At 37.1% G+C, this 24100-nt stretch carries 16 protein-coding genes; 10 read left to right on the plus strand and 6 right to left on the minus strand.

Features of this window, described 5'->3' with window-relative positions:
- Nucleotides 1-136 precede the first annotated feature (136 nt).
- The 7 genes from ACFSKV_RS19525 to ACFSKV_RS19555 all read left to right on the plus strand — a co-directional run bounded on the left by ACFSKV_RS19525 (nucleotide 137) and on the right by ACFSKV_RS19555 (nucleotide 12244).
- On the plus strand, nucleotides 137-3067 hold the full coding sequence (locus ACFSKV_RS19525) for a DEAD/DEAH box helicase (RefSeq protein WP_380806744.1): 2931 nt from the start codon (nucleotides 137-139) through the stop codon (nucleotides 3065-3067).
- 54 nt (nucleotides 3068-3121) lie between these two features.
- Nucleotides 3122-3976 (plus strand): formyltetrahydrofolate deformylase, encoded by an 855-nt coding sequence (gene purU / locus ACFSKV_RS19530; protein ID WP_380806747.1) that lies wholly within the window; start codon nucleotides 3122-3124, stop codon nucleotides 3974-3976.
- A gap of 524 nt (nucleotides 3977-4500) precedes the next feature.
- Nucleotides 4501-6903 carry an OmpA family protein gene (locus tag ACFSKV_RS19535; protein ID WP_380806750.1) on the plus strand — a complete coding sequence of 801 codons (2403 nt, stop codon included), beginning with the start codon at nucleotides 4501-4503 and terminating at the stop codon, nucleotides 6901-6903.
- A 600-nt stretch (nucleotides 6904-7503) separates the two neighbouring features.
- Nucleotides 7504-9669, plus strand: coding sequence for an alpha-galactosidase (locus ACFSKV_RS19540; RefSeq protein ID WP_380806753.1), 2166 nt, complete (start codon nucleotides 7504-7506; stop codon nucleotides 9667-9669).
- Between the two features lie 103 nt (nucleotides 9670-9772).
- Nucleotides 9773-10486, plus strand: coding sequence for a carbonic anhydrase (locus ACFSKV_RS19545; protein ID WP_380806756.1), 714 nt, complete (start codon nucleotides 9773-9775; stop codon nucleotides 10484-10486).
- A gap of 124 nt (nucleotides 10487-10610) precedes the next feature.
- A complete protein-coding gene (gene ppk2 / locus ACFSKV_RS19550; RefSeq protein ID WP_380806759.1) occupies nucleotides 10611-11456 on the plus strand; it encodes a polyphosphate kinase 2 in 846 nt (281 codons plus the stop codon).
- Between the two features lie 5 nt (nucleotides 11457-11461).
- Nucleotides 11462-12244, plus strand: coding sequence for a polyphosphate kinase 2 family protein (locus tag ACFSKV_RS19555; RefSeq protein ID WP_380806761.1), 783 nt, complete (start codon nucleotides 11462-11464; stop codon nucleotides 12242-12244).
- 40 nt (nucleotides 12245-12284) lie between these two features.
- On the opposite strand, the gene ACFSKV_RS19560 is transcribed toward ACFSKV_RS19555, so the two are convergent.
- Complete coding sequence (locus ACFSKV_RS19560) at nucleotides 12285-13763, minus strand: pyruvate kinase (RefSeq protein WP_380806764.1); 1479 nt, start codon at nucleotides 13761-13763, stop codon at nucleotides 12285-12287.
- A gap of 184 nt (nucleotides 13764-13947) precedes the next feature.
- Nucleotides 13948-15051, minus strand: coding sequence for a non-hydrolyzing UDP-N-acetylglucosamine 2-epimerase (gene wecB / locus ACFSKV_RS19565; protein WP_380806767.1), 1104 nt, complete (start codon nucleotides 15049-15051; stop codon nucleotides 13948-13950).
- Between the two features lie 234 nt (nucleotides 15052-15285).
- Between wecB and ACFSKV_RS19570 the strand changes: the two genes are divergently transcribed.
- Together ACFSKV_RS19570 and ACFSKV_RS19575 are read left to right on the plus strand one after the other, a co-directional pair.
- Nucleotides 15286-15873, plus strand: a complete 588-nt coding sequence (locus ACFSKV_RS19570) for a hypothetical protein (RefSeq protein WP_380806770.1) — start codon at nucleotides 15286-15288, stop codon at nucleotides 15871-15873.
- Between the two features lie 8 nt (nucleotides 15874-15881).
- Nucleotides 15882-17582 carry a capsule assembly Wzi family protein gene (locus ACFSKV_RS19575; RefSeq protein WP_380806773.1) on the plus strand — a complete coding sequence of 567 codons (1701 nt, stop codon included), beginning with the start codon at nucleotides 15882-15884 and terminating at the stop codon, nucleotides 17580-17582.
- Nucleotides 17583-17590: 8 nt separating this feature from the next.
- Here the strand turns inward: ACFSKV_RS19575 and ACFSKV_RS19580 are convergent, their stop codons facing one another.
- The 4 genes from ACFSKV_RS19580 to ACFSKV_RS19595 form a co-directional block, all read right to left on the minus strand.
- The gene (locus ACFSKV_RS19580) at nucleotides 17591-20023 is read right to left on the minus strand and encodes a TonB-dependent receptor (RefSeq protein ID WP_380806776.1); all 2433 of its coding nucleotides are present in this window, start codon (nucleotides 20021-20023) and stop codon (nucleotides 17591-17593) included.
- Nucleotides 20024-20239: 216 nt separating this feature from the next.
- Complete coding sequence (locus ACFSKV_RS19585; RefSeq protein WP_380806780.1) at nucleotides 20240-20845, minus strand: superoxide dismutase; 606 nt, start codon at nucleotides 20843-20845, stop codon at nucleotides 20240-20242.
- Nucleotides 20846-20950: 105 nt separating this feature from the next.
- Nucleotides 20951-21394, minus strand: a complete 444-nt coding sequence (locus ACFSKV_RS19590; protein ID WP_380806783.1) for a nucleoside deaminase — start codon at nucleotides 21392-21394, stop codon at nucleotides 20951-20953.
- A 76-nt stretch (nucleotides 21395-21470) separates the two neighbouring features.
- A complete protein-coding gene (locus ACFSKV_RS19595; protein WP_380806785.1) occupies nucleotides 21471-22604 on the minus strand; it encodes a hypothetical protein in 1134 nt (377 codons plus the stop codon).
- A 328-nt stretch (nucleotides 22605-22932) separates the two neighbouring features.
- Here ACFSKV_RS19595 and ACFSKV_RS19600 point away from each other — a divergent pair, with 328 nt between their 5' ends.
- On the plus strand, nucleotides 22933-24045 hold the full coding sequence (locus ACFSKV_RS19600; RefSeq protein ID WP_380806788.1) for a Na/Pi symporter: 1113 nt from the start codon (nucleotides 22933-22935) through the stop codon (nucleotides 24043-24045).
- Nucleotides 24046-24100: the final 55 nt, after the last annotated feature.

Consider the following 24100-nt stretch of genomic DNA (forward strand, 5'->3'; position numbering starts at 1 on the left):
TCTAAACCCAAAGTAATATTAACTAATAGTCTTTTTGTCTTTTGAAATCATAATAATTTGTTTAATTTTCGAACTAGTTTAATTAGGAAAAAAGCTTTTGATCCACGGAATCGTTCCGTTGATTGTGTTTATTACTATGAAAGTATCCGCGGAGAAACCTTTTGAAATTGTTTACTCTTTATTCAGTCATGAATTCCTTGGGTTATTGTTTGAATCTTTTGTAGTTCAATTGGATGAAAAGGGACGGCTATCCTTTGCCCACCAAAATATTTCTTCGATTAATGCCCCTGAATTTGCGGTTGGATTGGATGATACGGATTATAAACTGATCAAATGGATGGATGAAATGCAGCAGGAATCAGTGGTAAAAAAATTCAATCATAAAAAACTGAAGCCGAAAGATTTTTTAAGAAAGATTTATGACCCGAAAACAGAAAATAAGGCAGTCCAAGAGCTCATAGAGTTAAAACTTGAAGGATTAAGGGCAAAAATCCTGGATCATTTAAAAGGGAAAAGGCTTTTTGAAATGGGCAATGATGGTAATCCTATTTGGAGAGAGATTGAAATTATGCCGGAAAAAGCCTCTGTCTTATTCCACTTCAGAAGAAATGAGGACAATACCCACTATTTTCCTACCATCAAATACCAGGGTGAAAAGCTAGAATGGCAGTATAAAAACGCATACTTAATATGCTATGAACCTGCATGGTTGGTGGTGGATTACAAACTGTATAATTTCAAAAAAGGGGTAGATGGTAAAAAGTTACAGCCATTTTTGAATAAAAAATTCATTGTCATTCCAAAGAAAGTTGAAGAGCAATATTACACCAAATTTGTGACCCAGTTGGTATCAGCATTTGATGTTTATGCAGTAGGATTTGATATTAAAGTTGAAAAAACCCAGCCAAAACCTGTTTTATGTTTAAGTGATTTACCTTCAAATCCCAAGACGGATCTTTTTGGAAATGCGATTGAAGAAGTAGAGGAAGATAAAATTGTATTTGACCTCCAGTTCAGGTATGGGGATTATTCCTTTCGCTCTGAAGAAAAAGGAGAAAACAATGTTGCTCTTGAAAAAATTGGAGACAATTATATTTTTCACAAAGTAATTAGGGATATTGAAAAAGAAAAATCCTATGGGGATTATTTAAAGGAAATTGATCTGCCTGTAAAGACCTCCCGGTATTCTTTGGAAAAATCCAAAGCTTTTGGGTGGATTAATACCCATAGGGAAAAACTGGAAGAAATAGGTATCGAGATCAAGCAAACGGCCAATGGAAAGGGAAAGAATTATTTTATTGGCAGGGCGATTATAAGCGTTAAAGTAAGAGAGAATATTGATTGGTTTGATGTGCATGCCATTATCAAATTTGGACCTTATGAAATCCCCTTTCAAAAACTAAGGAAATTAATTCTTCAGGGCAAAACCGAATTTGAATTACCGAATGGTGAAATTGCCATCATTCCGAATTCCTGGTTTGTCAACTATTCAGAAATGTTTGCATTCCTTGAGGAGCAGGAACTGGAAAAAACCCAAAGCCTCGTTCTTCAAAAGCACCATATAGCCCTTGCACAGGAGCTTCAGCAAAATAACTTACTTCATTTGACGCTTAGCCGGAAGTTGGAAAAACTAAGGGATTTTAGCCAAATTGAGGATTATGAGTTACCCCATATTTTCAAGGGAAATTTAAGGCCTTACCAAAAAGCTGGCTATAATTGGTTAAGATTTTTAAACGAATATAAATTCGGAGGCTGTCTTGCTGATGATATGGGCTTGGGAAAAACTGTGCAGACCTTGGCACTCCTGGCCTTTGAAAAAGAGAGAAACCCTGATGCTACATCCCTTTTAGTCATGCCCACCTCGCTGGTTTACAACTGGGAACTGGAAGCTAGAAAATTTACACCTGGTCTAAGGATATTGTCCTATACTGGTACCCAAAGAATCAAGGATAACAGGCTTTTTGCTAAGTATGACCTGGTCCTCACTTCTTATGGTATCACCAGGATGGATGTGGAAATCCTAAAAGGCTTTTATTTCAATTATATTATTTTGGATGAATCTCAGGCTATAAAAAATCCAGGAAGCATAATTTCAAAAGCTGTCAATGAACTGAACTGCAGACAAAGATTGATCCTGACCGGAACGCCGGTCGAAAATGGAACCATGGATCTTTGGTCCCAAATGAATTTTATCAACAAAGGCTTATTGGGTAATCAAAACATGTTCAAAAAGCAATTTCTCCAACCCATTGAGAAAAAGAATGACATGGAAAAAGCAGCCAAGTTACATGCCATGATTAAGCCATTTATCCTTAGACGTCTAAAATCACAGGTTGCTACAGATCTTCCTGAGAAAGTGATCAATGTGAAATATTCCACCATGACACCTGAACAGGAGAAAGCCTATGAGGAGGTTAAAAGCTATTACAGGGAGAAAATTGTTAAGGAAATGACAATCCCTGGCATTAGAAATCAGCAATTTACCCTATTGAGAGGTCTTACCCAATTACGACAGATTGCCAATCACCCCAAGTTGACCGATAAACATTACAATGGGGATTCGGGAAAGTTAGAGGATGTTATCCACATGCTTCAGGCTACTGCAAGTGAAGGACACAAAGTATTAGTTTTTAGCCAATTTGTCCGTCACCTTGCCATTGTCAAAGAATACCTCGATTCAGAAAACCTAAAATATGCTTACTTAGATGGAACCACAAAAGACCGTCAAGCACAGGTAAGGTTGTTCCAGGAAAATGAGGAAGTAAAAATATTTCTGATTTCCCTTAAAGCAGGTGGGGTGGGGCTCAACCTGACCAAAGCAGAGTATGTATTTCTTTTAGATCCATGGTGGAACCCTGCCGTAGAAGCCCAAGCCATTGACAGGGCCCATAGGATTGGTCAGGAAAATAAAGTAATCATTTACAAGTTTATTTCCCATAATACCGTTGAAGAAAAGATTATGGCCTTACAGGAAAGAAAAATGGCATTGGCGGGTGAACTGATCAGTACCGAAGAAAGCTTTATGAAGAGTTTGAACAAAGAAGACATCGAGGCTTTATTGGATTAATATGCCATACAAAATGTGGATAACTTTTTTTAAATGCTTTAAACTATCTAAACCATGGAAAAGGCTATTTTAATTATTCAGTGTAAAGACCAAAAAGGCATAGTAGCCAAAGTTTCTGATTTTTTGTACAAGTATCAGGGGAACATTCTGGAAATTGATCAGCATGTGGATAAAGAAATCGGCATGTTTTTCATGCGTGCTTCTTGGGAACTGGAAAGCTTCGCAATCAAAAAGGAACAAATAGCGAAAACATTTGAAATTGAAGTATCAAGATTACTGGACATGAAGTTTGACCTTTACTTCAATACTCCCAAACCTCGGATGGCACTTTTCGTCTCAAAATTATCTCATTGCCTATTTGATATTCTAAGCAGGTATTATTCAGGACAATTAGAAGTAGAAATACCTCTGGTAATATCCAACCATTTAGATTTAAAGCCAGTGGTTACTTCATTCCGGATTCCATTTTATTATCTGCCTGTGGATAAGTCAAATAAAGAGAATGTGGAAAAAGAGCAAATTGCCTTATTGAAGCAGCATAAAGTGGATTTTATTGTTTTGGCCAGATATATGCAAATATTGTCAGAAAGGTTCATACAACACTTTCCTAATCAAGTTATCAACATTCATCATTCCTTTTTACCGGCATTTGTTGGCGCTAAACCATATCACGCTGCTTATGAGCGGGGAGTCAAAATCATTGGTGCCACCGCCCATTATGTAACTGAGGAATTGGATGCAGGGCCCATTATAGAACAGGAAGTTGCCCGCGTCAGACATCATAATTCACCTGCTGATCTGGTTCAGATAGGGCAGGATGTGGAAAAAGTTGTGTTATCAAAGGCGATAAAATACCATTTGGAAAGAAAAATTCTGGCATATGGGAATAAAACAGTAATTTTTTATTAAAACTGAACTTTCTTGTCAAACAGGAAATCTTTTCAATTCTCCAATTGAATGTTTAATTCCGGAAAATGGGATGAAAAAGCTGTGAAAAAATTAAGACTACAAAATTTTCACTGATTTTCCATTACTAATTTTTTGCACCTTACAATAAGAAAAAATCATTTTATAGGCTATTATTCTGCAAAAATTAAATAATAATAAAAAATATTTTGTTTTATTTAAAAAAACACCATTTTTGTATAGGATTTACTGTTTTATAGAATTCAGAATTTCAATATTATCCGTATTCAAAAGGAAATTTTTACTGGTCTGTGGATAAAGTCTGATGTCAACTTATCACAGTCCTTGAAGTATGAATAAGGAATATGTTTAATCAAAAATATATAGTTATCCACATTTTACTTATACGCTATATCAAATTTGATTGTATAATGGATGTTTACTAATGGATAAAGAATTTAAGTGTCTTCAAAAATTTGTTATTTATCGCAAAAACTGATTTTTTAAAGTCATTGATGGATTGGAATATGAAAAGAGGTTTCTTGATACTTATATCGGTAATTTTTCTAGTATTTTTTAAATTAGATGTCCATGCCCAAAGCCGTCTGCTTAGGTATGCTGATAAGCAATATGATCTGGAAAACTACCTAAAAGCTTCTGAATCCTACAGAAAAGCCTTTGATAGAAGGAACAAATATTCCACAGCACTTAAATTAGCCAAGACTTTTGATAAATTCGGATCTTATGAAAATGCCTATGACTGGTGGACAATCGTAGTGGGTTTTGAGGAATCCACCAAAGAGGATTATTCAAATTATTTAAACTCTGCGATAAAAATTGGGAAATGGGATGAAATTGACCAACTTCTTGATGATAGCGGATTTACGTCTTCAGATTATCCAGAATTAAATCTTGAAGGTATCAGGACGATATTGGAGTCGCCCTCGACTATGGAATTGTCTTCTGTAGATTTAGTCAATACCGATGCTTCTGAATTTGGAATTTCTGTGGATAAGTATGGAAATACTTACTTTTCAAGCGATAGAGGACCAATCGGGGATGTGGAATCCATCCCATCTGTCCGACTTGATGTTAAAAATGAAATGTTTAGCAATGAAAAAAGCGGCGTCAATGAACGCGAATATTATAAAATCTACAGAAAGAATGCAGATGGTAGCAGTTCAAAGGTCTCCTCTGACCTTACGGATGCAATGCATTATAATGATCCACATTATTCTCCTGAACTTGACTTGATTTTTTACACAGCCTTTGTGGGGAAGAAAAAAATAAAAGGCCGTAAAAATTTTGTCAATCATGCGGGTATTTATTTTGGAAAGATAGATCAATCCGGAAATATAATTGATAGCAAACCTTTCAAATTCAACCAGCACCTTGATTACGGAGTCATGAATCCCTTTGTGGATCAGAAATCCAAAAGGCTTTACTTTGCCTCTGATATGCCTGGAGGTTTAGGCGGGTTTGATATTTATTATTCAGAGTTTGACGATAATCTTAATTTTTCTGCACCTGTTAATTTAGGACCTCTTGTAAACACGCCTTACAATGAAAGCCATCCGTCGGTATATGGAAGTAAATTTTACTTTACTTCACGTGGTCACATGGGCTTAGGAGGAATGGATATTTTTGTGGGAGATTACATTAATGGGAATGTGGATAACATTCGGAACATGGGTCTACCTTATAACAGTATTAGAGATGATTTTAATTTTATTGCATCAAGCGATGGAAAGAGTTTCATTTCATCTGATAGAAAAGGGGGCAAAGGATTGGATGACATTTATACCCTCAAAGAACTTTTTAAAGTGTTGAAAGTAATAGTGGAAGATTGTAATGGAGATCCCATCACAGAATTTGATTCCCATATTGTGGATAACTTAGAAAAAGCTATTGAAACGGAACTTACCAAAGAGGGGATTCTTATTGCGGGATTGAACCCAGAAAGGGAATTCTCTCTCAAAATTAGCAAAAAAGGATACTTCGAAATTAATGATGATTCTTTGACCACTATTGGTTTCGAAGGTGATACTTTGGTCAAAAGATATAAAATGGCTGCCATACCTTACAAGACCAAATTGTTATCCGCTAATGTTTATTATGATTTTGATAAATCCAACATCAGGGACTCTGAAAAGCCTACACTTGAAAGAATCGGAAATCTAATGGTGGAAAACCCCCATACTGTATTGTATGTTAGTTCTCATACAGATTCAAGGGCATCAAATGCTTACAATGAAGGATTGAGTGAAAGAAGAGCAACTTCCGTAAATAAATACTTGACTTCCTTGGGAATTTCCCCAGAAAGGATCAAACTGGAATGGTTTGGCGAAGAGAGACCGGTCAATGATTGTGGAGATGGCCAACCATGCTCGGAATCTAATCATCAATTGAATAGAAGAAGTGAACTGACGCTTACAGCCTTTGTGGATAAGGATATGGAATATGAACTACCTGAGGGAATAGATAATCCATGTGAGTTAGGCATTCATACGGATTTGCTTACATCTTCAGGAGCGGAAGAAATATTTGAGAAGGATTTAGAAAAAGCCGAAATTGCAAATGAACTACCAACCATCTTTTTTGATTTTGATCGAAGTAACCTTAAACCTGTTCAGGAAAAAGAATTGGATGAGGTCATTAGACAGATGAAAAGCGATACCACGTTGAATTTGATCATTGAAGGCCACACTGATCAAAGAGGCAGTGATGTGTATAATGAATATTTGTCAGAACTTAGAGCAAAAACCGTCATGGATTATTTGATTAAAAATGGTATCGATCGCAACAGGATAGAATATTCTTTTTATGGGGAAAACCTCCCTATACATGATTGCCGCAATAGCAATTGCTCTGAAGCACTTCATAAAGAAAACAGGCGGACCACATTAAGGTGGAACCAAAACGTACTTTAATTTTGTGGATAACTTGGACAAAGGCAAAATTACCACTATTCTAAAGTATGTGGATAACTGAAGGATTACAATTCATAATTGGGTTTTTTTTAACCAACCATTTGGGAAAGTAGCCTTAGCAAAGAAATAACGATTTCATCACTATTAAAAAAGAACCTCTTAGCAACAAATAAATTGGGCCTTGGAGTTTTCAAAATACTTGTAGGTGCCAACAATTAAGAAAGGCATTTTTAAAAATCATAAAACCTTTGAAAAAAAGCCTTCCCTCATCCTGTTTTCCGAAGGTTAAGATGTCAAAATAACCAAGGAATCCTTCCCTATGTTTTTTCAATGGAAGAGCAGAACCATGGAAAAAATCTTGGCATACCCCCAGCGATTTGAGAATACATGGTTCCCAATTTTTGATCAGATAATTTTGAATTCCCATCCACCGACATGACCTAATAATAGATGGATAAATTCAAGACCAGTACCGATAGAAGGAATTATTTTAAACAATTTTTCCCTTATTAATTAATAAACTAACTTAGGTTTAATATTCCCCGATCTGATTTGAAATTGATATTTATTCTAGAACCAAAGACCTTTCCCTAATGAACCATGCATTGGAATTCAAAAATCTTTAATTCTCTCATTTCACTCTTTTTTTTGGCCTTCGCTTACTCATGCAATCTACCCAAGGACTCCAATGAAGACTGGTTGATTGACGGCCAATCCAGAAAAGCCGAAATAAATATCATTGACAATAATGAAATCCAGATGAGCAATGGTTTGGTTCAAAGGACTTTTTTTATGGGACCGAATCTAGCATGCATTGATTTCACCAACCTGATGACCGGTTCCCAAATTCTGAGAGCAGTGATTCCGGAAGCTTCTGTGACCTTAGATGGAAAAATATACCGAGTAGGAGGATTATACGGTCAGAGCGAAAAGGCCTATTTCAAAAAAGAATGGTTGAAGGATATGGTAGGTTCTCCTGATGATTTTCAATACCAGTCTATGATAGTTTCGGAAATTAGCTCCCATTTCCCAACCCAAACCACCTTTTGGACTGGCCATAAAAAAGATGCTTCTGGAAAAAAAGTGACCTTCAACTATACCCATCCCAATTATGAGGATTTATTATTGAGCATACATTATGAATTGTTTGATAATTTACCACTAATAGGCAAATACCTTACCCTTGAAAATAAAAGCGGTAAAAGCATTGTAATCAACCAGGTTGTGAATGAAATGCTGGCTGTCGTTGAAGAGGAATCAGCAGTTGTGGGGAGTACAGAGAAAATGAAAAAACCTCACCAACTATATGTGGAAAATAATTTTGCCTTCAATAATGCCATGCATGCCGAACTTAGCAGTCAGGCTACCCATTGGAAAGCAGACCCTTCCTACACTTCACAGGTAAATTATGACTTGCTTACTCCAAGTATTATGGAGGTATTTCCTGAGGAAGGCATTGGAATTAAACTGAATCCAGGTGAAGATTTCAAGTCCATTCGAACCTATGAATTGGTGTTGGACAGTTATGACAGGGAAAGGAATGGATTGGCCAGAAGGAAAATGTACAGGGCATTAGCTCCTTGGGCATTACAAAATCCAATTTTTATGCATTTGGTCAGTAAATCGGATGCGGAAGTCAAAAATGCCATTGACCAATGTGTAGATACTGGTTATGAGGCTTTGATTTTAAGTTTCGGAAGCCATATCAACATGGAGGACAATTCAAATGAAAATATCAATAGGTGGAAATCTTTGGCTGATTATGCCCATGATAAAGGAATAAAAATCGGTGGATATTCCCTGTTCAGTTCCAGAACCATCAGTCCTGAGCATGATGTCATCAGTAGGTTAACCGGTAAACCGGGAGGCGCTTTTTTCGGAAATGCGCCTTGCTTGGGTAGTCAATGGGGACTGGATTACCTTGAAAAGCTGAAATACTTTTTTGAAAAAACCGGTTTTGACATCTTTGAAAATGACGGACCTTATCCGGGAGATGTTTGTGCCTCAACTTCGCATCCCGGTCATGAGGGTCTTCATGATTCCCAATGGGTACAATTTCAGTTGCAGAAAGAGCTTTATCAATGGATGAATGCCCGTGGCATTTACATCAATGCACCGGATTGGTATTTTTTAGATGGAACACATAAAATAGCGATGGGCTATAGGGAGGTAAACTTTTCCCTACCAAGGGAGCAACAAAAAATTCTAAACCGGCAGAATATCTATGATGGGACCTGGGAAAAGACCCCATCCATGGGCTGGGGCTTTGTTCCCCTTACCGCTTACCATGGTGGGGGAAAAGATGCCGTCCTCGAACCTCTAAGTGAACATTTGGAAGACTATCGGCAACTCATGATGCAGTATTACGGGGCCGGTATCCAGGCATGTTACAGGGGACCAAGACTGTATGATACTGAGGAAACCAAACAAATGGTGATCGATGTAATAGATTGGTATAAAAAATATCGGAATATATTAAATGCTGACATCATCAGGTTAAGAAGAGCAGATGGCCGTGATTGGGACGGTTGGATGCATGTGGATCCGGATGGAAAAGAAAAAGCCCTAATTATGTTATTTAATCCAACAAATAAAAAAATGGATAAAACCCTGACAATTCCACTTTATTACACCGGACTTCAAAACAAGGCCAAAGTAAGTGTGGAAGGAGCAAAAACCAGGACTTTACCATTAAACAGGCATTCAGAATTAACCATTGAGGTAAAAATTCCGGCTGATGGATTTACCTGGATCGTTATTGAATAAATTTATTTTTTATCTCCTGAAAAAAATTCTATGTGATTAATCTTACAATGAATCTTTGATAATTTTTTGAATTTGGCATGGAATAAAACTAATTAACTGTTCCATGATAAGATATACAAAGAAGTATACACAACTTATTTGGTTAATACCCATAGGAATAATTGTATTGTTATTTGGTTATAATAGCGTTCCAGAGGCTCCTAACATTAAGGAAGTCCCCAAAGAACAATTGATGGATTTTCTTCTTGAAGGAAATGAAAGGTTTGCTGAAAACCATCCTGTCCATCCTGATCAAACACTTGACCGGTTACGTGAATTAAACAAAGGCCAACATCCAGTCGCAGCAGTTGTAAGCTGCTCTGATTCAAGAGTTCCTCCCGAATTGATTTTTGATCAGGGCTTAGGTGATTTATTTGTGATAAGAAATGCAGGAAATATTGTTGGGGATTATGAGATAGGAAGTTTGGAATATGCCATTGAGGTGCTTGAAGTTCCATTAATAATTATTCTGGGCCACACCAACTGCGGTGCCATTGGTGCCTTCGTTGAGCATGACCACGATCATTCCCAACAGTATTCGGAGTACATTCAAAAAATAATTGATTTCATTGATGCTGAAGAGGAAGAAAAAGCCCTACCAAGAGATATCCCCAATTTCTTTGAAAAAGCAGTTGAAGCCAATGTATTGCATGGTGTACATGCTGTGAAAAATTCAATTCCTAATGTTGAGATCCTTATTCAAGAAAAAAAGTTGAGAATAGTAGGGGCAATTTATGATTTGGAAACCGGTAGGGTGAAAATTATTAATGATGAATGAGTAAAATATAATACAAATTTTTTAATATTTTTTTGTACAATTTGACTGATAATAAGTTTTCTTTTGCTTGCAATTACCAAACTAAATGACAAAATTTAGTTATAAATCCTAAAGCTATATTTTTATGTTTACTGCGGAACAATTAGAAAGTGTTAAAACAAGAAAAGAATTGGTAGCCCTTGCAAAAGAAGAGGGCATCAATTTGAAAAAGTCCTTAAAGAGAGCGAAATACGAGGAAGAATTAAAGCTTTTACAAACTGAACTTGCCTTGCTCCAGGAATATATTGAGGAAAAGCAATTAAGGGTGGCCATAATTTTTGAAGGACGGGATGCAGCAGGAAAGGGGGGATCAATTAAACGGTTTGTAGAACATCTGAACCCTAAGATCAGTGGTGTGGTAGCCTTAAGCAAGCCAACGGATATTGAACGAGGGCAATGGTATTTTCAAAGGTACATTGAGGTTCTTCCCAATCGGGGCCAAATTAAATTTTTTGACAGAAGTTGGTACAATAGGGCTGTTGTGGAACCTGTCATGGGATTCTGCACCGAAAAACAATATGAGATTTTCATGAGGCAATTGCCAAATTTTGAACATATGCTTTATGAAGATGGTATTCATGTCATAAAGTTTTGGTTTGACATCAGCAAAGAAGAACAACAGAAGCGTTTCGATGCCAGGCTAGGAAATCCACTCAAGGAATGGAAATTTAGTCCGGTTGACTTAAAAGGTCAGGAACTTTGGGATAAGTTTACTGAGTATAAGGAGCTGATGTTTACCGAGACGCATACCTCCTTTAGTCCTTGGATTATTGTTGAAACAAATGACAAGGAAGAAGCAAGGTTGGAAAGCCTCCGTTATGTTTTATCGAGATTCAAATACCCAGGAAAGGGGAAAACAAAGGTTGATTTGAAGACCAACCCCAATGTTGTTTACAGGTATTTCAGAAAAAATAAAAAATTCGACTTATAAAAGCCATGGCACTTACAAAAGAAGATTTAGAAGTTTTGAATACCAAAATCGGGTTCAAGCATTTGTTGGCCAATAAAAAAATTAATCTGGAGAAGGTCCTTAGAGAAACAAAACATGAACTTAAGTTAAGGGAAATTCAAGCAGAATTGGTAAAGCTTCAACTTTGGGTCATTGCCAACAATAAAAGAGTAGTGGTATTGTTTCATGGAGGCGATTCTTCGGAAAAAAGCACAATTATCCGGAAAATTCTTTCCCATAACAATCCCAGGCATTTTAGGATTGAAGTTAATCTTCCCTATCAGGATCAAGAAGATGATGGCGGTTATTACTTTAAAAAATATATTGAAAAATTACCTCAGGCCGGTGAAATGGTATTTTGGGACAGAAGCTGGTACAACAGAGCACTTTTCGAACCAATCTTAGGAATCTGTTCGGATGATCAATACAATCATTTCATGGACCAGGTGAATAATTTTGATAAAATGTTGGTAGATGCCGGAATAATATTAATTAAATTCTATTTTACTGTAAGTCCTGAAGAACAGGATGACCGGTATAAAGAACTCCATAAATCTCCGCTTACCAGATGGAAAACCGAACATTGGATCAAAGACTCAAAAAAATTCTGGAAACAGTATAAAAAACTCAAGGATGCCATGTTTGAGAAAACAAATACTCCTTATGCTCCATGGTATGAAATTGATGAAGAAACAAGGGAGCTGGAACTTATTGCGGCAGCAGAATATATACTCAAGTTAATCCCTTACGATAAAAAAAATAAAGCTTGACAACTCTTCCAAAGTAACACATAGAATGACAGAAGCCATATTATGGCATTAGGTTTTCAGGATTAAAAAACCTTTCGGCAATACGTAGCGGGCGAAAGGTGAATCTTTTTTTAATCCTATGGGTGGAAGTTCTCTGGACAATATCCCTTAAAGTTTCCATGACTTCTATGGTATATTCTCCTTTATTGATCATAACACATTCTGCCATAGCAGCATGGCCTGCATCGGTAATTTCTGATCTTGTGGCCATGCCAACCTTATGAAGGCTCTCCAATACCTGAGTGGCCCATACCACAGGTATATGGGCAGCTTCACATATCCACAGAATTTCTTCCTGGATTTCTCCCATTCTCTCAAATCCTATTTCAACAGCCAAATCTCCTCTGGCAATCATTAAACCGAGTGCTTTTTCCTTCATTCCTTCAAGTAATAAAGAGGGGAGATTTTTGACTGCCTCCGGGGTTTCGATTTTGATTATCAAGCTGGGATAATTCTGAGCTAGATTTTGTAATTCTGACCGCAATTGCCGGATATCTTCAGCAGTTTTGACAAAGGAATAACCTATCAGGTCTGCATTTTCAACAATGAAAGGAAGACAGCTCTTATCAAACTCTGTTAAGGAGGAGATTTGAAGCATGGTGTCAGGAAAGTTTATACCTTTTTCAGCTTTAATTTGACCTTTAGAAGAAGAAATCCTGATTACCCTTATTCCTACTCTATCCTTTTTGATTTTTTCAACCATACATCGGATTAGGCCATCGTCAATAAATACCCTATCCCCTTTTTTAAGCATGGGAATAATACCCTTTTCATTAGGGCTAATGACAATCTCTTCCTTATCAAAATCCCCACTGTTCTCTGCAAGCCAGATCAATTGTCCCTCCCGGATTTTAGCTTTTCCTTTATGTTTTCCCTTTCCAAGAATCTTTGTCCTGATTTTTGGACCTGCCAGATCCATATAAATTTTACAATCCAAGCCTGTCGCAGTACAAGCTTTTTTTAATTGATTGATCATCTTGGACCAGGTAGCTTCATCATCATGGGCACAGTTGATCCTTGCCACATTCATTCCGTTCTGAAGCAGGTTTTTGACCATGGCGTAATCATTGGCGAAGCTGGAATCAAATGTTACCATCAAATACGGTATGTAAGTTTCCTTTTTTTGTCCAAAAAGCATCCTGCTTTTTTCCCCAATTTTGAGTTTTGAAAAAGGATAGGTGCAGATATCCAGCTCTTCTTCTGAATAGAATCTTCCCAGTCTTTCATTAATGGCCTGAAGTTGCCGGTGAATATGACTTTCAGAACTTGCCAAAGAGGATAAACCATAAATATGCAATAGATCCTGAAGTTCTCTGATATCCTCATTCCGAAGGGTCAGATAATGGATCAAATTCCTGGCAGAATCCTGTTGCTCTTGTTGGATATCGGAGATAAGCTGCTTTCTTAATTCCACTTCCTTAAGCATCCTTTCTTCTAATTTTTGGAGCTGTTCTTTAATATAATCCAAATCGGACTGCATGGTATTTTAGGGGTAAAAATGTTTCCTAATTTACCGATAATTTAGCTATGCCAAAAAAATAAACGATTAAGTTTCAATAAGAAAGCCTGATAGAATGAAAGTTTCATTCTATCAGGCTTTTTAAACAATTCTTTTTCTATTTATCTTCAAAAAGCAATTTTTAATTGAAGATCAATTATTCCTTTTATTTCGAATTGGAATAAATTTCCAGGATTTTTTCCACAATTCTCTCAGCAGTTTTACCATCCCATAATGGAATCCCCTTGTAGGTTTTCCATTCCCCATTCATTATTTTTTCAAGATAAGGGGCCAATTTTTTTGGGTCTGTACCAATCAATTCATTTGTGCCCAATTCAATTGTTTCAGCTCTTTCTGTATTATCCCTTAATGTAATACAGGGCACATTCATTACAGAAGCTTCCTCTGTAATACCTCCTGAATCGGTAATTACCCCTTTGGCATTTTTCACCAGGTAATTGAACTCCAAATAGGATAGCGGGTCTGTCATCAAAAGGTTTGGATTTGAAATACCCAGATTCTCCAGGTTTTTGGCAGTGCGGGGATGGACAGGGAATATTACAGGCAGGCCTTTTGTACCATCCATGATTGCATCAATCATCTCCTTCAATTTTTCTTCCTGATCCACATTTGCCGGCCTATGCATGGTCATCACAAAATAGGACTTTGGCTTAAGGTTTTCAAAAATCTCACCTTCAGGCCTCTGAAATCTTGACATATTGGCCATCAGGGTATCAATCATGGTATTGCCAACAAAATGGATACTGCTTTCAGGAAAACCCAATTTTCTAAGACTCCTATTGGCAATTTCAGAGGTGGTAAAGAAATGGTCTGTAATGCTATCTGTTACCATTCTGTTGATTTCTTCCGGCATACTTAAATCCCCGGAACGTATACCTCCTTCAACATGCGCCACATCAATCACCAGCTTTTTCGCCGAAATAGAGCAGGCCAAAGTTGAGGTTACATCACCCACAACCACAACAAGATCCGGTCTATTGGCCATCAATTCTTTTTCAAATGCAACCATGATCGCTGCGGTCTGTTCAGCTTGGGTTCCTCCCCCGCCCCCAAGGTTCACATCTGGCTCCGGAATATTCAGTTGTTCAAAAAAATCCCCAGACATTTTTTTGTCATAATGCTGACCTGTATGAACCAGTCTATAGGAAATAGGAGCGTTCTTTAATTGTTGGGCCTTAATGGCATGGATGATAGGGGCAATTTTCATAAAATTAGGTCTAGCCCCAGCTACTAAAGTTACTTTTACCATTTTAAAATATATTATAAAGCTGAAAATTAAGAAAAAAGCATCAATTCAAGAATTACATGTGCCTATTTTTACTAATGGAAAAAATCAAATTAATGTATAATTTCGTTTATTTGTATGAAAAATTTCTCAATATCCCATAAAACCTTCATCTGATCCATAATGTTTTTCCTCTCAAAGAAACACTTGTTTACTTTATTTTTCTGTTTGTTTATAATTTTTTTGAATTCCTCCTGTGTGGATACCCTTGAAAGTGAAGAGGTAGTTTATTCCAACAATTTTGGAAACTTGGATTTGAGGAATTTTGAAAATGGAAGGCTTTTCATTTTTGATGGAGACACCTTGCTTGGTTTTTATAATAATGAAGAGGTATCGGTAACCCTTTATGACTTACCAAGTCATAATATTGTAAAATTAGAAGTGGAATTATATGTCCATGACAGTTGGGATGGAAACCCGGATGATGGAATTGGTGGTCCTGATTACTGGTATATGAAAATTGATGGACAGGAGGTATTGCGTACAACTTTTTCCAATACTCCTTGTGAATCAACTTTTTGTTTTAAACAGTCTTTTCCGAATGATTATTTCAGGCAGAACAATCCCAAGACCGGAGCCATTCGAAATCTTAGGGGACTGTGTCTTTTTGGTGCTTTCCAGAATTATACTACTGTATATAATGTCAGTAGGATGGTTGAGCATTTTGCTGACAGTGTAAAAATTACGCTTGGTGATGAATTATTGCAAACCAACACTCTGAATCCAATCTGTGATGAGAGTTGGTCTGTAGGAAAAATCCAATTGACAACCTTGGTTGTAAACTGATAAATAGGATGAGAGAGAGAATATATAAAATACTTCTGTTTATCTTTTTTGGATTTGGCGCCTTCCCCCTTTGCTCCTACTCCCAAACAGTCCCTCTCAATACACCTGTTTTGGAAGAGTATATGAGGAGGAGGCAGCTGATTGGTAGCCTGAATGAAAATGTTTCATTTGCCATACGTCCATTGCATCCTGCACCTGCATTTGACAGGTATATTGGAATTGATCTGGACAGTACTTTTACAGACTTTGATACCTCAAAGTTTCATTATCTAACTGGGAAAAAAAACAAGAATAAGTTAATTACCATGCCGCTTACTCTTAGAACCCAGTATAATTCTGAATATGCATTTGGGCCGAACAATGGGGCAATGATACCCAATCGGGGCTTTCAGCATATTTTAAGTGCTGGGTTCTACTTGCAGGAAGGAAAATTCAGCATTCAAATCCAGCCGGAACTCTTACTTGCCCAAAACAAAGATTATTTGGGGTTTCCAATTGAACATGAATCCACCATTTTGTTTTACTATGAATACATGAACCGGATTGATATGCCCGAAAGGTTTGGTGAAGGGGAATTTAATAGATTATTACCCGGACAATCCAGCATAAGGTTCAACCCTGGAGGGTTCTCATTTGGACTGTCAACTGAAAATCTGTGGTGGGGACCATCCAAGAGAAACTCCTTAATTTTAAGTAACAATGCCCAAGGTTTTTTACATTTCACAGCTAACACGCTGAAACCTGTAAAAACTGGGATAGGTTACTTTGAGGGACAGTTTATTGCCGGTTTACTTAACAGTTCAGGATACTTACCTCCTCATCCGGATTACAGTGTACAAGGCAATCCTGCCCTGATACCTAAAAGGGCCAATGGGGAAAGGTATTTGTCCGGATTGATATTCAGTTATAAACCTAAATGGGTTCCCGGTCTTTTTTTGGGTTACTCAGCGACCAATCATCTTTACCGGGAAGACATGGATAGACTGGGGGACTATGTTCCCATTTTCAATGGCCAAAAGGGTCTATATGATGTCTTTAATCCCATTAGGGACAAAAGACAACAGTTCAGCTCGGGGTTTTTCCGTTGGATTAGCCCAGAAGGTCATTTTGAATTTTATGGAGAATATGGGACCAACGGAAATAGCATCAAGTTTGGTGACTTTTTGATCACCCCTGAAAAGAACAGAGGCTTTACCCTTGGCTTTTCCAATTTAGTCCCCCTTTCTAAGGAAAGACAATTCCTCCAGATAAGTGCTGAAATGACCCAAACAGGACAACCCATAAGGGAAAGCATCCGAAATCTGGATACCTGGTATATTCATAACCATGTCCGCGATGGATATACCCATAATGGGCAGGTACTGGGAGTAGGTTATGGTCCTGCATCCAATGTCAACTGGATAGAGATAGGTTGGGTAAAGGATTTCAGCAGAATTGCCTTTCATTTTGAAAGGATAGTGTACAATAATGATTTCTATTATTTCAGGTATGAGGGATCTAAGGATTGGAGAAATAAATATGTAGATTTGGTACCTTCTTTGGTTGCTGATTGGCGCTTTGGCAATTTATTGGTTCATGGTAATTTTCAGTATGTGAATACACTCAACTACATGTGGTTCCTTGAAAACCAGCCTGATCAATATTTTGTACCTGGTTTAGACCGCAATAACTTTGTAGGAACTGTTGGGATCAGTTATATTTTTAAGTAATCATTTTATTAATCCAGTCTATTCCTTTCATCAGTACTTCCGCTTCTATTGGCTATTCTAAAGCTCTCCCCTTTTGCAAACTTATACCTTAATGTGAATCTTACACCTTGGGTATTTCGATACTGTTGAAACTGTGTATCAATTTTGTCAAACTGTACATCCGCTTTGATAATCTGACTTCTGAATAAATCTGTGCCATTTACAGTCAATGCTAGTTTGTCATCCATGAAACTTTTTGTAATTCCTGCATCAACCCAGGCAAAGCCTTTGATGGAAGCCTGTCCGTATTGGGAAGGTCCTACATACATTCCCATAATTTCGGCCTTAAATCCTTTTGGAAGGCTTAAGGTATTTTGGGATCTAAGTGTAAAAGAAGTCTGTGAAACATCCAGTAAGGCATCTCCAATCATCGATTTCCATTTTGAATTCGTCAACTGCACCATATTGTTCATTGTCCACCAGGATTTGACTTCTACCGGGATTATTGCTCTCATGTTCCAGGTTTGGGCTTTGTCAAGATTAGCTGTATAGGTAGTGGTGGTTCTGGTTTCCTCATCCTGGGTAAAAATTTGTTGGAAAACGTCATTGGTCAAGGAATAGCCCAAACTTAACTGATAAGATCCTTTGATCACATGGTTCATTTCAAGATTATGCGCATATTGTGGCCTTAATCCAGGATTTCCTTGCTCCAGGGTCAGTGGATCAATATAGAAGATAAATGGATTCAACAACCTATAATTTGGCCTTGTTATTCTTCTGTTGGCATTGTAAATGATCTGATAGTTCTTACTGACTTTCTGCTGAATAAACAAGCTTGGGAAGAAATCAAGGTATTTTTGGGTATTGATGGAGTCCAAGGTAACGGAATTTCCTTTGATATCGGAATATTCAGATCTTAGACCTGCCTGAAAACTAACATTTTCAGAAAAATTCCCTTTATATGAGGCATATGCTGCCAGCACATTTTCATTATAAATAAACCGGTTGCTGCTGGGGTCAGGTTGAAAAGGCTCCTCTTCTACAGCTTTGCTTAAATCAAGGTTATTGTCCGATTTCACCCAGCTTCCCTTCAGGCCAGTCTCTAGGACTTTTCCTTTTCCAAATGGTTTTGTAAAATCCACCTTTGCGGTAAAAATATTATAATCCATATCATTCAGCGTAAGGATATAATCTCTTGCAGCCTGATTTTCATCCTCATTCATCCAATTGTCATTGGATAACAATGAGGAAGAAGAAGAAACCATTTTAGTATAGTCAAAATCTGAAGTCAATTTGGTGCCCATTGAGTCCAAAAGACCTACATAATGAAAGTTTCCAAAAATTCTCCTGTTTTTGGATTCATTGTCATTATGGGATTTCAGAAAGAAAAGGTCATCAGTACCTGGATTATCAATTTCCGTAAATGCTTCCCCTGTATTTTCCCCATTGTATTCAGAAGCTTGAACGGCTATTCCAACACTATGGTTTTTATTGATTTCATAATCTGATCCTCCGTTAAAGAATAAGTTTTTATTAATCATTCTTATTCTGCTATCCTGTTCAAATCTAGAAGTCCCTTCATCCAATTGGAAATTCCTATTGATTTCCAGCTCATTTATGAAGTTGAACTCATTATAATTCAGACTGGCATTGTTGGTCCATTTACCTTTTTTTACATTGACAGTAAGCCCGGCATTTGGTCCAAAAATGCCATTATACATCCCTCCTACCTGGACACTTCCAAACATCCCGTCAATATTGTTTTTCTTAAGTCTGATATTGATAATTCCTGCTCCTCCTTCCGCATCAAAACGGGAAGTTGGGTTATTGATAATTTCAATACTCTTGATATTATCTGCAGGCATTGCTCTTAAAAAATTGGATAAATCGTTGGCGCTCATGTAGGTCTGACGGTCATTGATCATGACTGTTACCCCAGGTCTTCCATTTAAATTGATATTATTGTTTTCGTCCACATAAACTCCCGGAGATCTACTGATCACATCAAGGGCATTATTGCCTTCTGCCATCACTGTACCCTCAATATTGATGGTTGTTTTATCCGCTTCGATGATGATTTCAGGCCTTGTCGCTTTTACGGTAACTTCAGAAAGATTTCCAGCTTCCTCATGTATGGATATGGTACCAAAATCCTTTGAAAAACCTGGTTTGATCTCAAATGATTCTGACCTGAAAGTTTCAAAACCAATAGAAGAAACCACCAGCTGTACCTTTCCACTTCTAGCAGATTCTATAATAAATCTACCGTCCTCTCCTGTCACTGCACCTGTAAGTAAAGATCCTGATTCTGCCTCTACCAGTGCCACATTTACAAAAGGTAAAGATTCACCTTTTCCGTCAGAAACCTGTCCGCTTATTTGACTAAACTCTTTTGCAGCCAGGTTGCTCATCCCTAGGAAAAAGAGAAAAAGGGTTACAAAAACTTGAGTTGAGATTTTCATAATAGTTGGTTTTTTTATTCAATGTGCTGTGCCAACGCATATGAAAATTCAATGCCATCTTAATAAATATTATTTATGAATTTGATAATCAGATATTTATAAATTTAGGCTAAAATCTATGTGTGTCAAAAACGAACACTTTTTTCGTCCGAATAGGGTACAAAAAAGCCTTGGAATGAATTTCCAAGGCTGAAATTAATTCAATTCCTGAATCCTTTATTTAGATGCAGCATATCTTTTGCTGACCTCTTCCCAGTTGATGACATTCCAGAATGCCGCTACATAATCAGGTCTCCTGTTTTGATAGTGTAGGTAATAAGCATGTTCCCACACATCTACACCCAGAATTGGAGTGCCTTTTACTTCAGCAACATCCATCAATGGGTTATCTTGATTTGGAGTTGAAGAAACGGCCAGTTGTTTGTTGGAATCAACCAGTAGCCATGCCCATCCTGAACCGAATCTTGTGGCTGCTGCCTTGGAGAATTCGTCTTTAAAAGCATCAAAGGATCCAAATTTGGCATCAATAGCAGCTGCCAATTCTCCTGTTGGCTTACCACCACCATTTGGAGACATGATATTCCAGAAAAGTGTATGGTTGTAATGCCCACCACCATTATTTCTTACTGGAGTATTTGAACCGGCTATTTTCATTAAATCTTCCAGGCTCATATTCTCAAGGTCAGTTCCCGCAATTGCATTATTTAGATTGGTCACATAGGCATTATGGTGTTTTCCATGATGGATTTCCATTGTCCTCGCATCAATATGAGGTTCAAGAGCATTGAAGTCGTAGGGTAATTTAGGTAGTTCAAAAGCCATTTTTTAAATACGGTTTATGGTGAAACATTAAATAATTTTGATATTCAATTTACAATTAAACAACCAAATTGCATTGAGTTTGGTTCTAAAAAGCTTAAAAAGGATTCAATTTCTTAATTTTTTAAAGAATTCATCCAACAATTTCTTTGATTCTTCTGCCATCAACCCTTTGCTTACTTTAGTTTTGGGGTGAAGGACAGGTTGGGACACTTGGGTAAAACCTCTTTTTGGGTCGGAAGCCCCGTAATGGAGCTCTCCAAGCTGAGACCAAAAACCTGCACCTGCACACATCAAACAGGGCTCCAGGGTTACATATAATTTACATTCAGGCAGGTATTTGGATCCTAAAGCATTGGAAGCAGCGGTAATGGCCAGCATTTCTGCATGGGCTGTTACATCGGTTAATTTTTCTGTTTGGTTGTAGGCTCTCGCAATAATTTTATTTCTGCAAACCACCACCGCCCCAACAGGAATTTCGTTTTCTTCAAAAGCCAATCGGGCTTGTTTTAAAGCCTCATTCATGAAGTATTCGTCGTTATACAAATCCATTTCCAAAAATAAACAGACTTAAACAAAAATGGCGCAGGTTAAAAAACACTGCGCCATTTTATTTCAATAATTTGATTTAAAATTTAAATAGTGCAAAAAACTCGTTTCTCACTCCTTCATTGATAATCAATGCCAAAACAAGGGAAACCAAAAGACCAATAGTTGCCTTTGTAATATCTTTTCTTGCTAAGGTATATGCCCTGAAAATTCTTGCCTTTCTTTTGGTTAATTTTTTTGACTTAGCCAATGCAATGGCCAATTCCCTGCCACCAAGTAATCCTATGAATACCCAAGTAGTACTCATGGGTACATTATTGAGCATTTTAAAATAAAAGAGGATAATAGCATAAACAAAGTCCACTAATGTTGCCGCCCGAACATCAGTGACCCGGGTTTTTTCATTGACAATGCTTTGGATCCTATCGCCTTTCATGTAGAAAAGAAATCCCAATCCCACAAAAATGAACCCTGTATATCCTACAAATTCCCAAACTCCCAATTGACGAGGAAGAAAAACAGCAATATTGGCCGCATCCTGCATGATCCAAACAGCCCAAAGGATCCCTGAAGTAATCCATTGAAGAATGTACCAATAGGGTTTTGCTTCCCCTTTTAGGAAATTTTTCACCAACCTTTCTATGGCAAACCAAACGATTATAGCAATAAAGAAGGCCAATAAATACCCCATAAAACTCTTCTTCATCACATCAAGAATGGTTCCAGCCTTATAGGTAAACACGTTCAGCAATAAAAAAGTAGTAGAAACAGGCATTCTAAGTCTTGTCATTACCAACAACACAATAGGAGCTGCAAGTTGAAGGAAGACAAAATTTTCGGGTGCTTTATCCAAACCAGGAACCTGAAGCCTTTGGTAACTTACATCTCCTTCATAAATAAACCAGCTAAAAGTGACAGTTGCCACAAAAATCAAACCCATAAACAACCATAACCAGTACCATTTTCTTTGTTGATTTGAAGCAATAAAAGTTCCGATAGTTTGGATACTGTCATTGGCAATAGCAGAGTATGCAGCCAAAGCAAATCCAAACCACATGGATAGATAGGTATAAGGTGTAATAATTCCTGCTATTGAAACAAGGATACAGATAACAACAAGGAAGGATTTTTCTTTCTTTGTAAAATCAAAAAGTGAATAGGCCACCTGAGATAAGGCATCCTGATTAATGTTTTGGTCTTTTATTTTGGCCATAAGGGTGGAATAAACGAATTATTTTGCCGCTGCAAAGTTAAAGAAGAAAATTTTGCTTTAATGTTAATTAATTGTTAACAACAAAATTAATACTTAAAGAGAACTCTATTTTATTCATTCCCTAAATATAAGCTTTTGAACTAAAAAATTCACCTTATGTCCAAGGGTGTATTGTCCTAAAATTCCAAATGCCATTATTAGTTTAATTGTTTTGTTATTATATTGTTAACAATATCTTCATATTGAAAGACCTAATATTTGTTTGCAGTACTATTACTTTGCACAAGATTTCCAAAGTGGACGGGACCTGATTAGGGTTTTTGAATAAATGAGCGAAATAAAGCCGGGCAATATTTCAAAGGTGAGCATTTTTAGCATTTTACAAATGCTATTTGGACTATTGCTATTCATGTTTTCTATAGATTTGTTGACGGTCTCTATGGTCCGTTTGAACAGCCAATTTGCAGAAGAACTTTTTTTGGCAACCAATAATCCATTCATTGGTCTTTTTGTAGGCCTGTTAATGACGGCTTTGATTCAGAGCAGCTCCACGGTCACTGCCATGGTGGTTGCAGTGGTAGCTTCTGGAAATTTAAGTTTGGAACAGGCCGTTCCTTTGGTAATGGGGGCAAATATCGGCACCACAATTACCAGTACATTGGTAGCTTTTTCATTCATCATGAAAAAGAACGAATTTAAGAAGGCCTTGGCAGCAGGGGTAATGCACGATATTTTCAATATCCTGACTGTTTTAATTCTTTTTCCCTTAGAAGTTTATTTCGGTTTTTTAAGTCACATGGCCTCTTACTTCACTGCTACATTTTTCAATCTCGGAGACCAATATGATGGGAATTACAATTATAATACCCTTTTTACTAGGCCTTTGACCCTTTGGTTTGCAGATTTGATTCTAAATACATGGGTATTACTGATATTGGCAGTGATATTGGTGTTTACCTCTATCAAGTTCTTGTCCACTTCGGTTTTTAAAACATTCATGTCCCCAAATGCCAATAGGATCAACAAACATATTTTTCATAAAACGTATCTTTCTTTTCTCTATGGCGCCTTTTTTACCGCAGCGATTCAATCAAGTACAGTAACCACATCTCTGATTGTACCAGCTGTCGCCAATAGGAAAGTATCTTTGGTTAAGGCTTTCCCATTTATCATTGGAGCAAATATTGGAACCACCATTACCGCTGCTATAGCTGCTATTTACAAAACAGATGCAGCTATCAGCCTTGCCATAGTCCATTTCCTTTTTAATCTTTTAGGGGCAATCATATTTTTACCTTTTCCTGGAATTAGAAATATTCCCGTAAAGCTTGCTACTTTTTTGGGCAAAGAGTCAACGAATTCACGTTTTGTTGGTTTCGCCTATATTCTTCTTGCTTTCTTCATCATCCCCTTTTTATTGATTTATTTCAATAAAGACTAGGATATCCATATCATGGATTCAATAGGTCAGTAAATCAAAAAAAAATTTACTCATT

The sequence above is a fragment of the Shivajiella indica genome (genome assembly GCF_042683085.1).
GTDB lineage: Bacteria > Bacteroidota > Bacteroidia > Cytophagales > Cyclobacteriaceae > Shivajiella > Shivajiella indica.

Bases quoted from the DNA above. Each gene is read 5' to 3' on its own strand.
- ACFSKV_RS19525 (WP_380806744.1), top strand. From the start codon at position 137: ATGAAAGTATCCGCGGAGAAACCTTTTGAAATTGTTTACTCTTTATTC.
- purU (WP_380806747.1), top strand. From the start codon at position 3,122: ATGGAAAAGGCTATTTTAATTATTCAGTGTAAAGACCAAAAAGGCATA.
- ACFSKV_RS19535 (WP_380806750.1), top strand. From the start codon at position 4,501: ATGAAAAGAGGTTTCTTGATACTTATATCGGTAATTTTTCTAGTATTT.
- ACFSKV_RS19540 (WP_380806753.1), top strand. From the start codon at position 7,504: ATGCATTGGAATTCAAAAATCTTTAATTCTCTCATTTCACTCTTTTTT.
- ACFSKV_RS19545 (WP_380806756.1), top strand. From the start codon at position 9,773: ATGATAAGATATACAAAGAAGTATACACAACTTATTTGGTTAATACCC.
- ppk2 (WP_380806759.1), top strand. From the start codon at position 10,611: ATGTTTACTGCGGAACAATTAGAAAGTGTTAAAACAAGAAAAGAATTG.
- ACFSKV_RS19555 (WP_380806761.1), top strand. From the start codon at position 11,462: ATGGCACTTACAAAAGAAGATTTAGAAGTTTTGAATACCAAAATCGGG.
- ACFSKV_RS19560 (WP_380806764.1), bottom strand. From the start codon at position 13,763: ATGCAGTCCGATTTGGATTATATTAAAGAACAGCTCCAAAAATTAGAA.
- wecB (WP_380806767.1), bottom strand. From the start codon at position 15,051: ATGGTAAAAGTAACTTTAGTAGCTGGGGCTAGACCTAATTTTATGAAA.
- ACFSKV_RS19575 (WP_380806773.1), top strand. From the start codon at position 15,882: ATGAGAGAGAGAATATATAAAATACTTCTGTTTATCTTTTTTGGATTT.
- ACFSKV_RS19580 (WP_380806776.1), bottom strand. From the start codon at position 20,023: ATGAAAATCTCAACTCAAGTTTTTGTAACCCTTTTTCTCTTTTTCCTA.
- ACFSKV_RS19585 (WP_380806780.1), bottom strand. From the start codon at position 20,845: ATGGCTTTTGAACTACCTAAATTACCCTACGACTTCAATGCTCTTGAA.
- ACFSKV_RS19590 (WP_380806783.1), bottom strand. From the start codon at position 21,394: ATGGATTTGTATAACGACGAATACTTCATGAATGAGGCTTTAAAACAA.
- ACFSKV_RS19595 (WP_380806785.1), bottom strand. From the start codon at position 22,604: ATGGCCAAAATAAAAGACCAAAACATTAATCAGGATGCCTTATCTCAG.
- ACFSKV_RS19600 (WP_380806788.1), top strand. From the start codon at position 22,933: ATGAGCGAAATAAAGCCGGGCAATATTTCAAAGGTGAGCATTTTTAGC.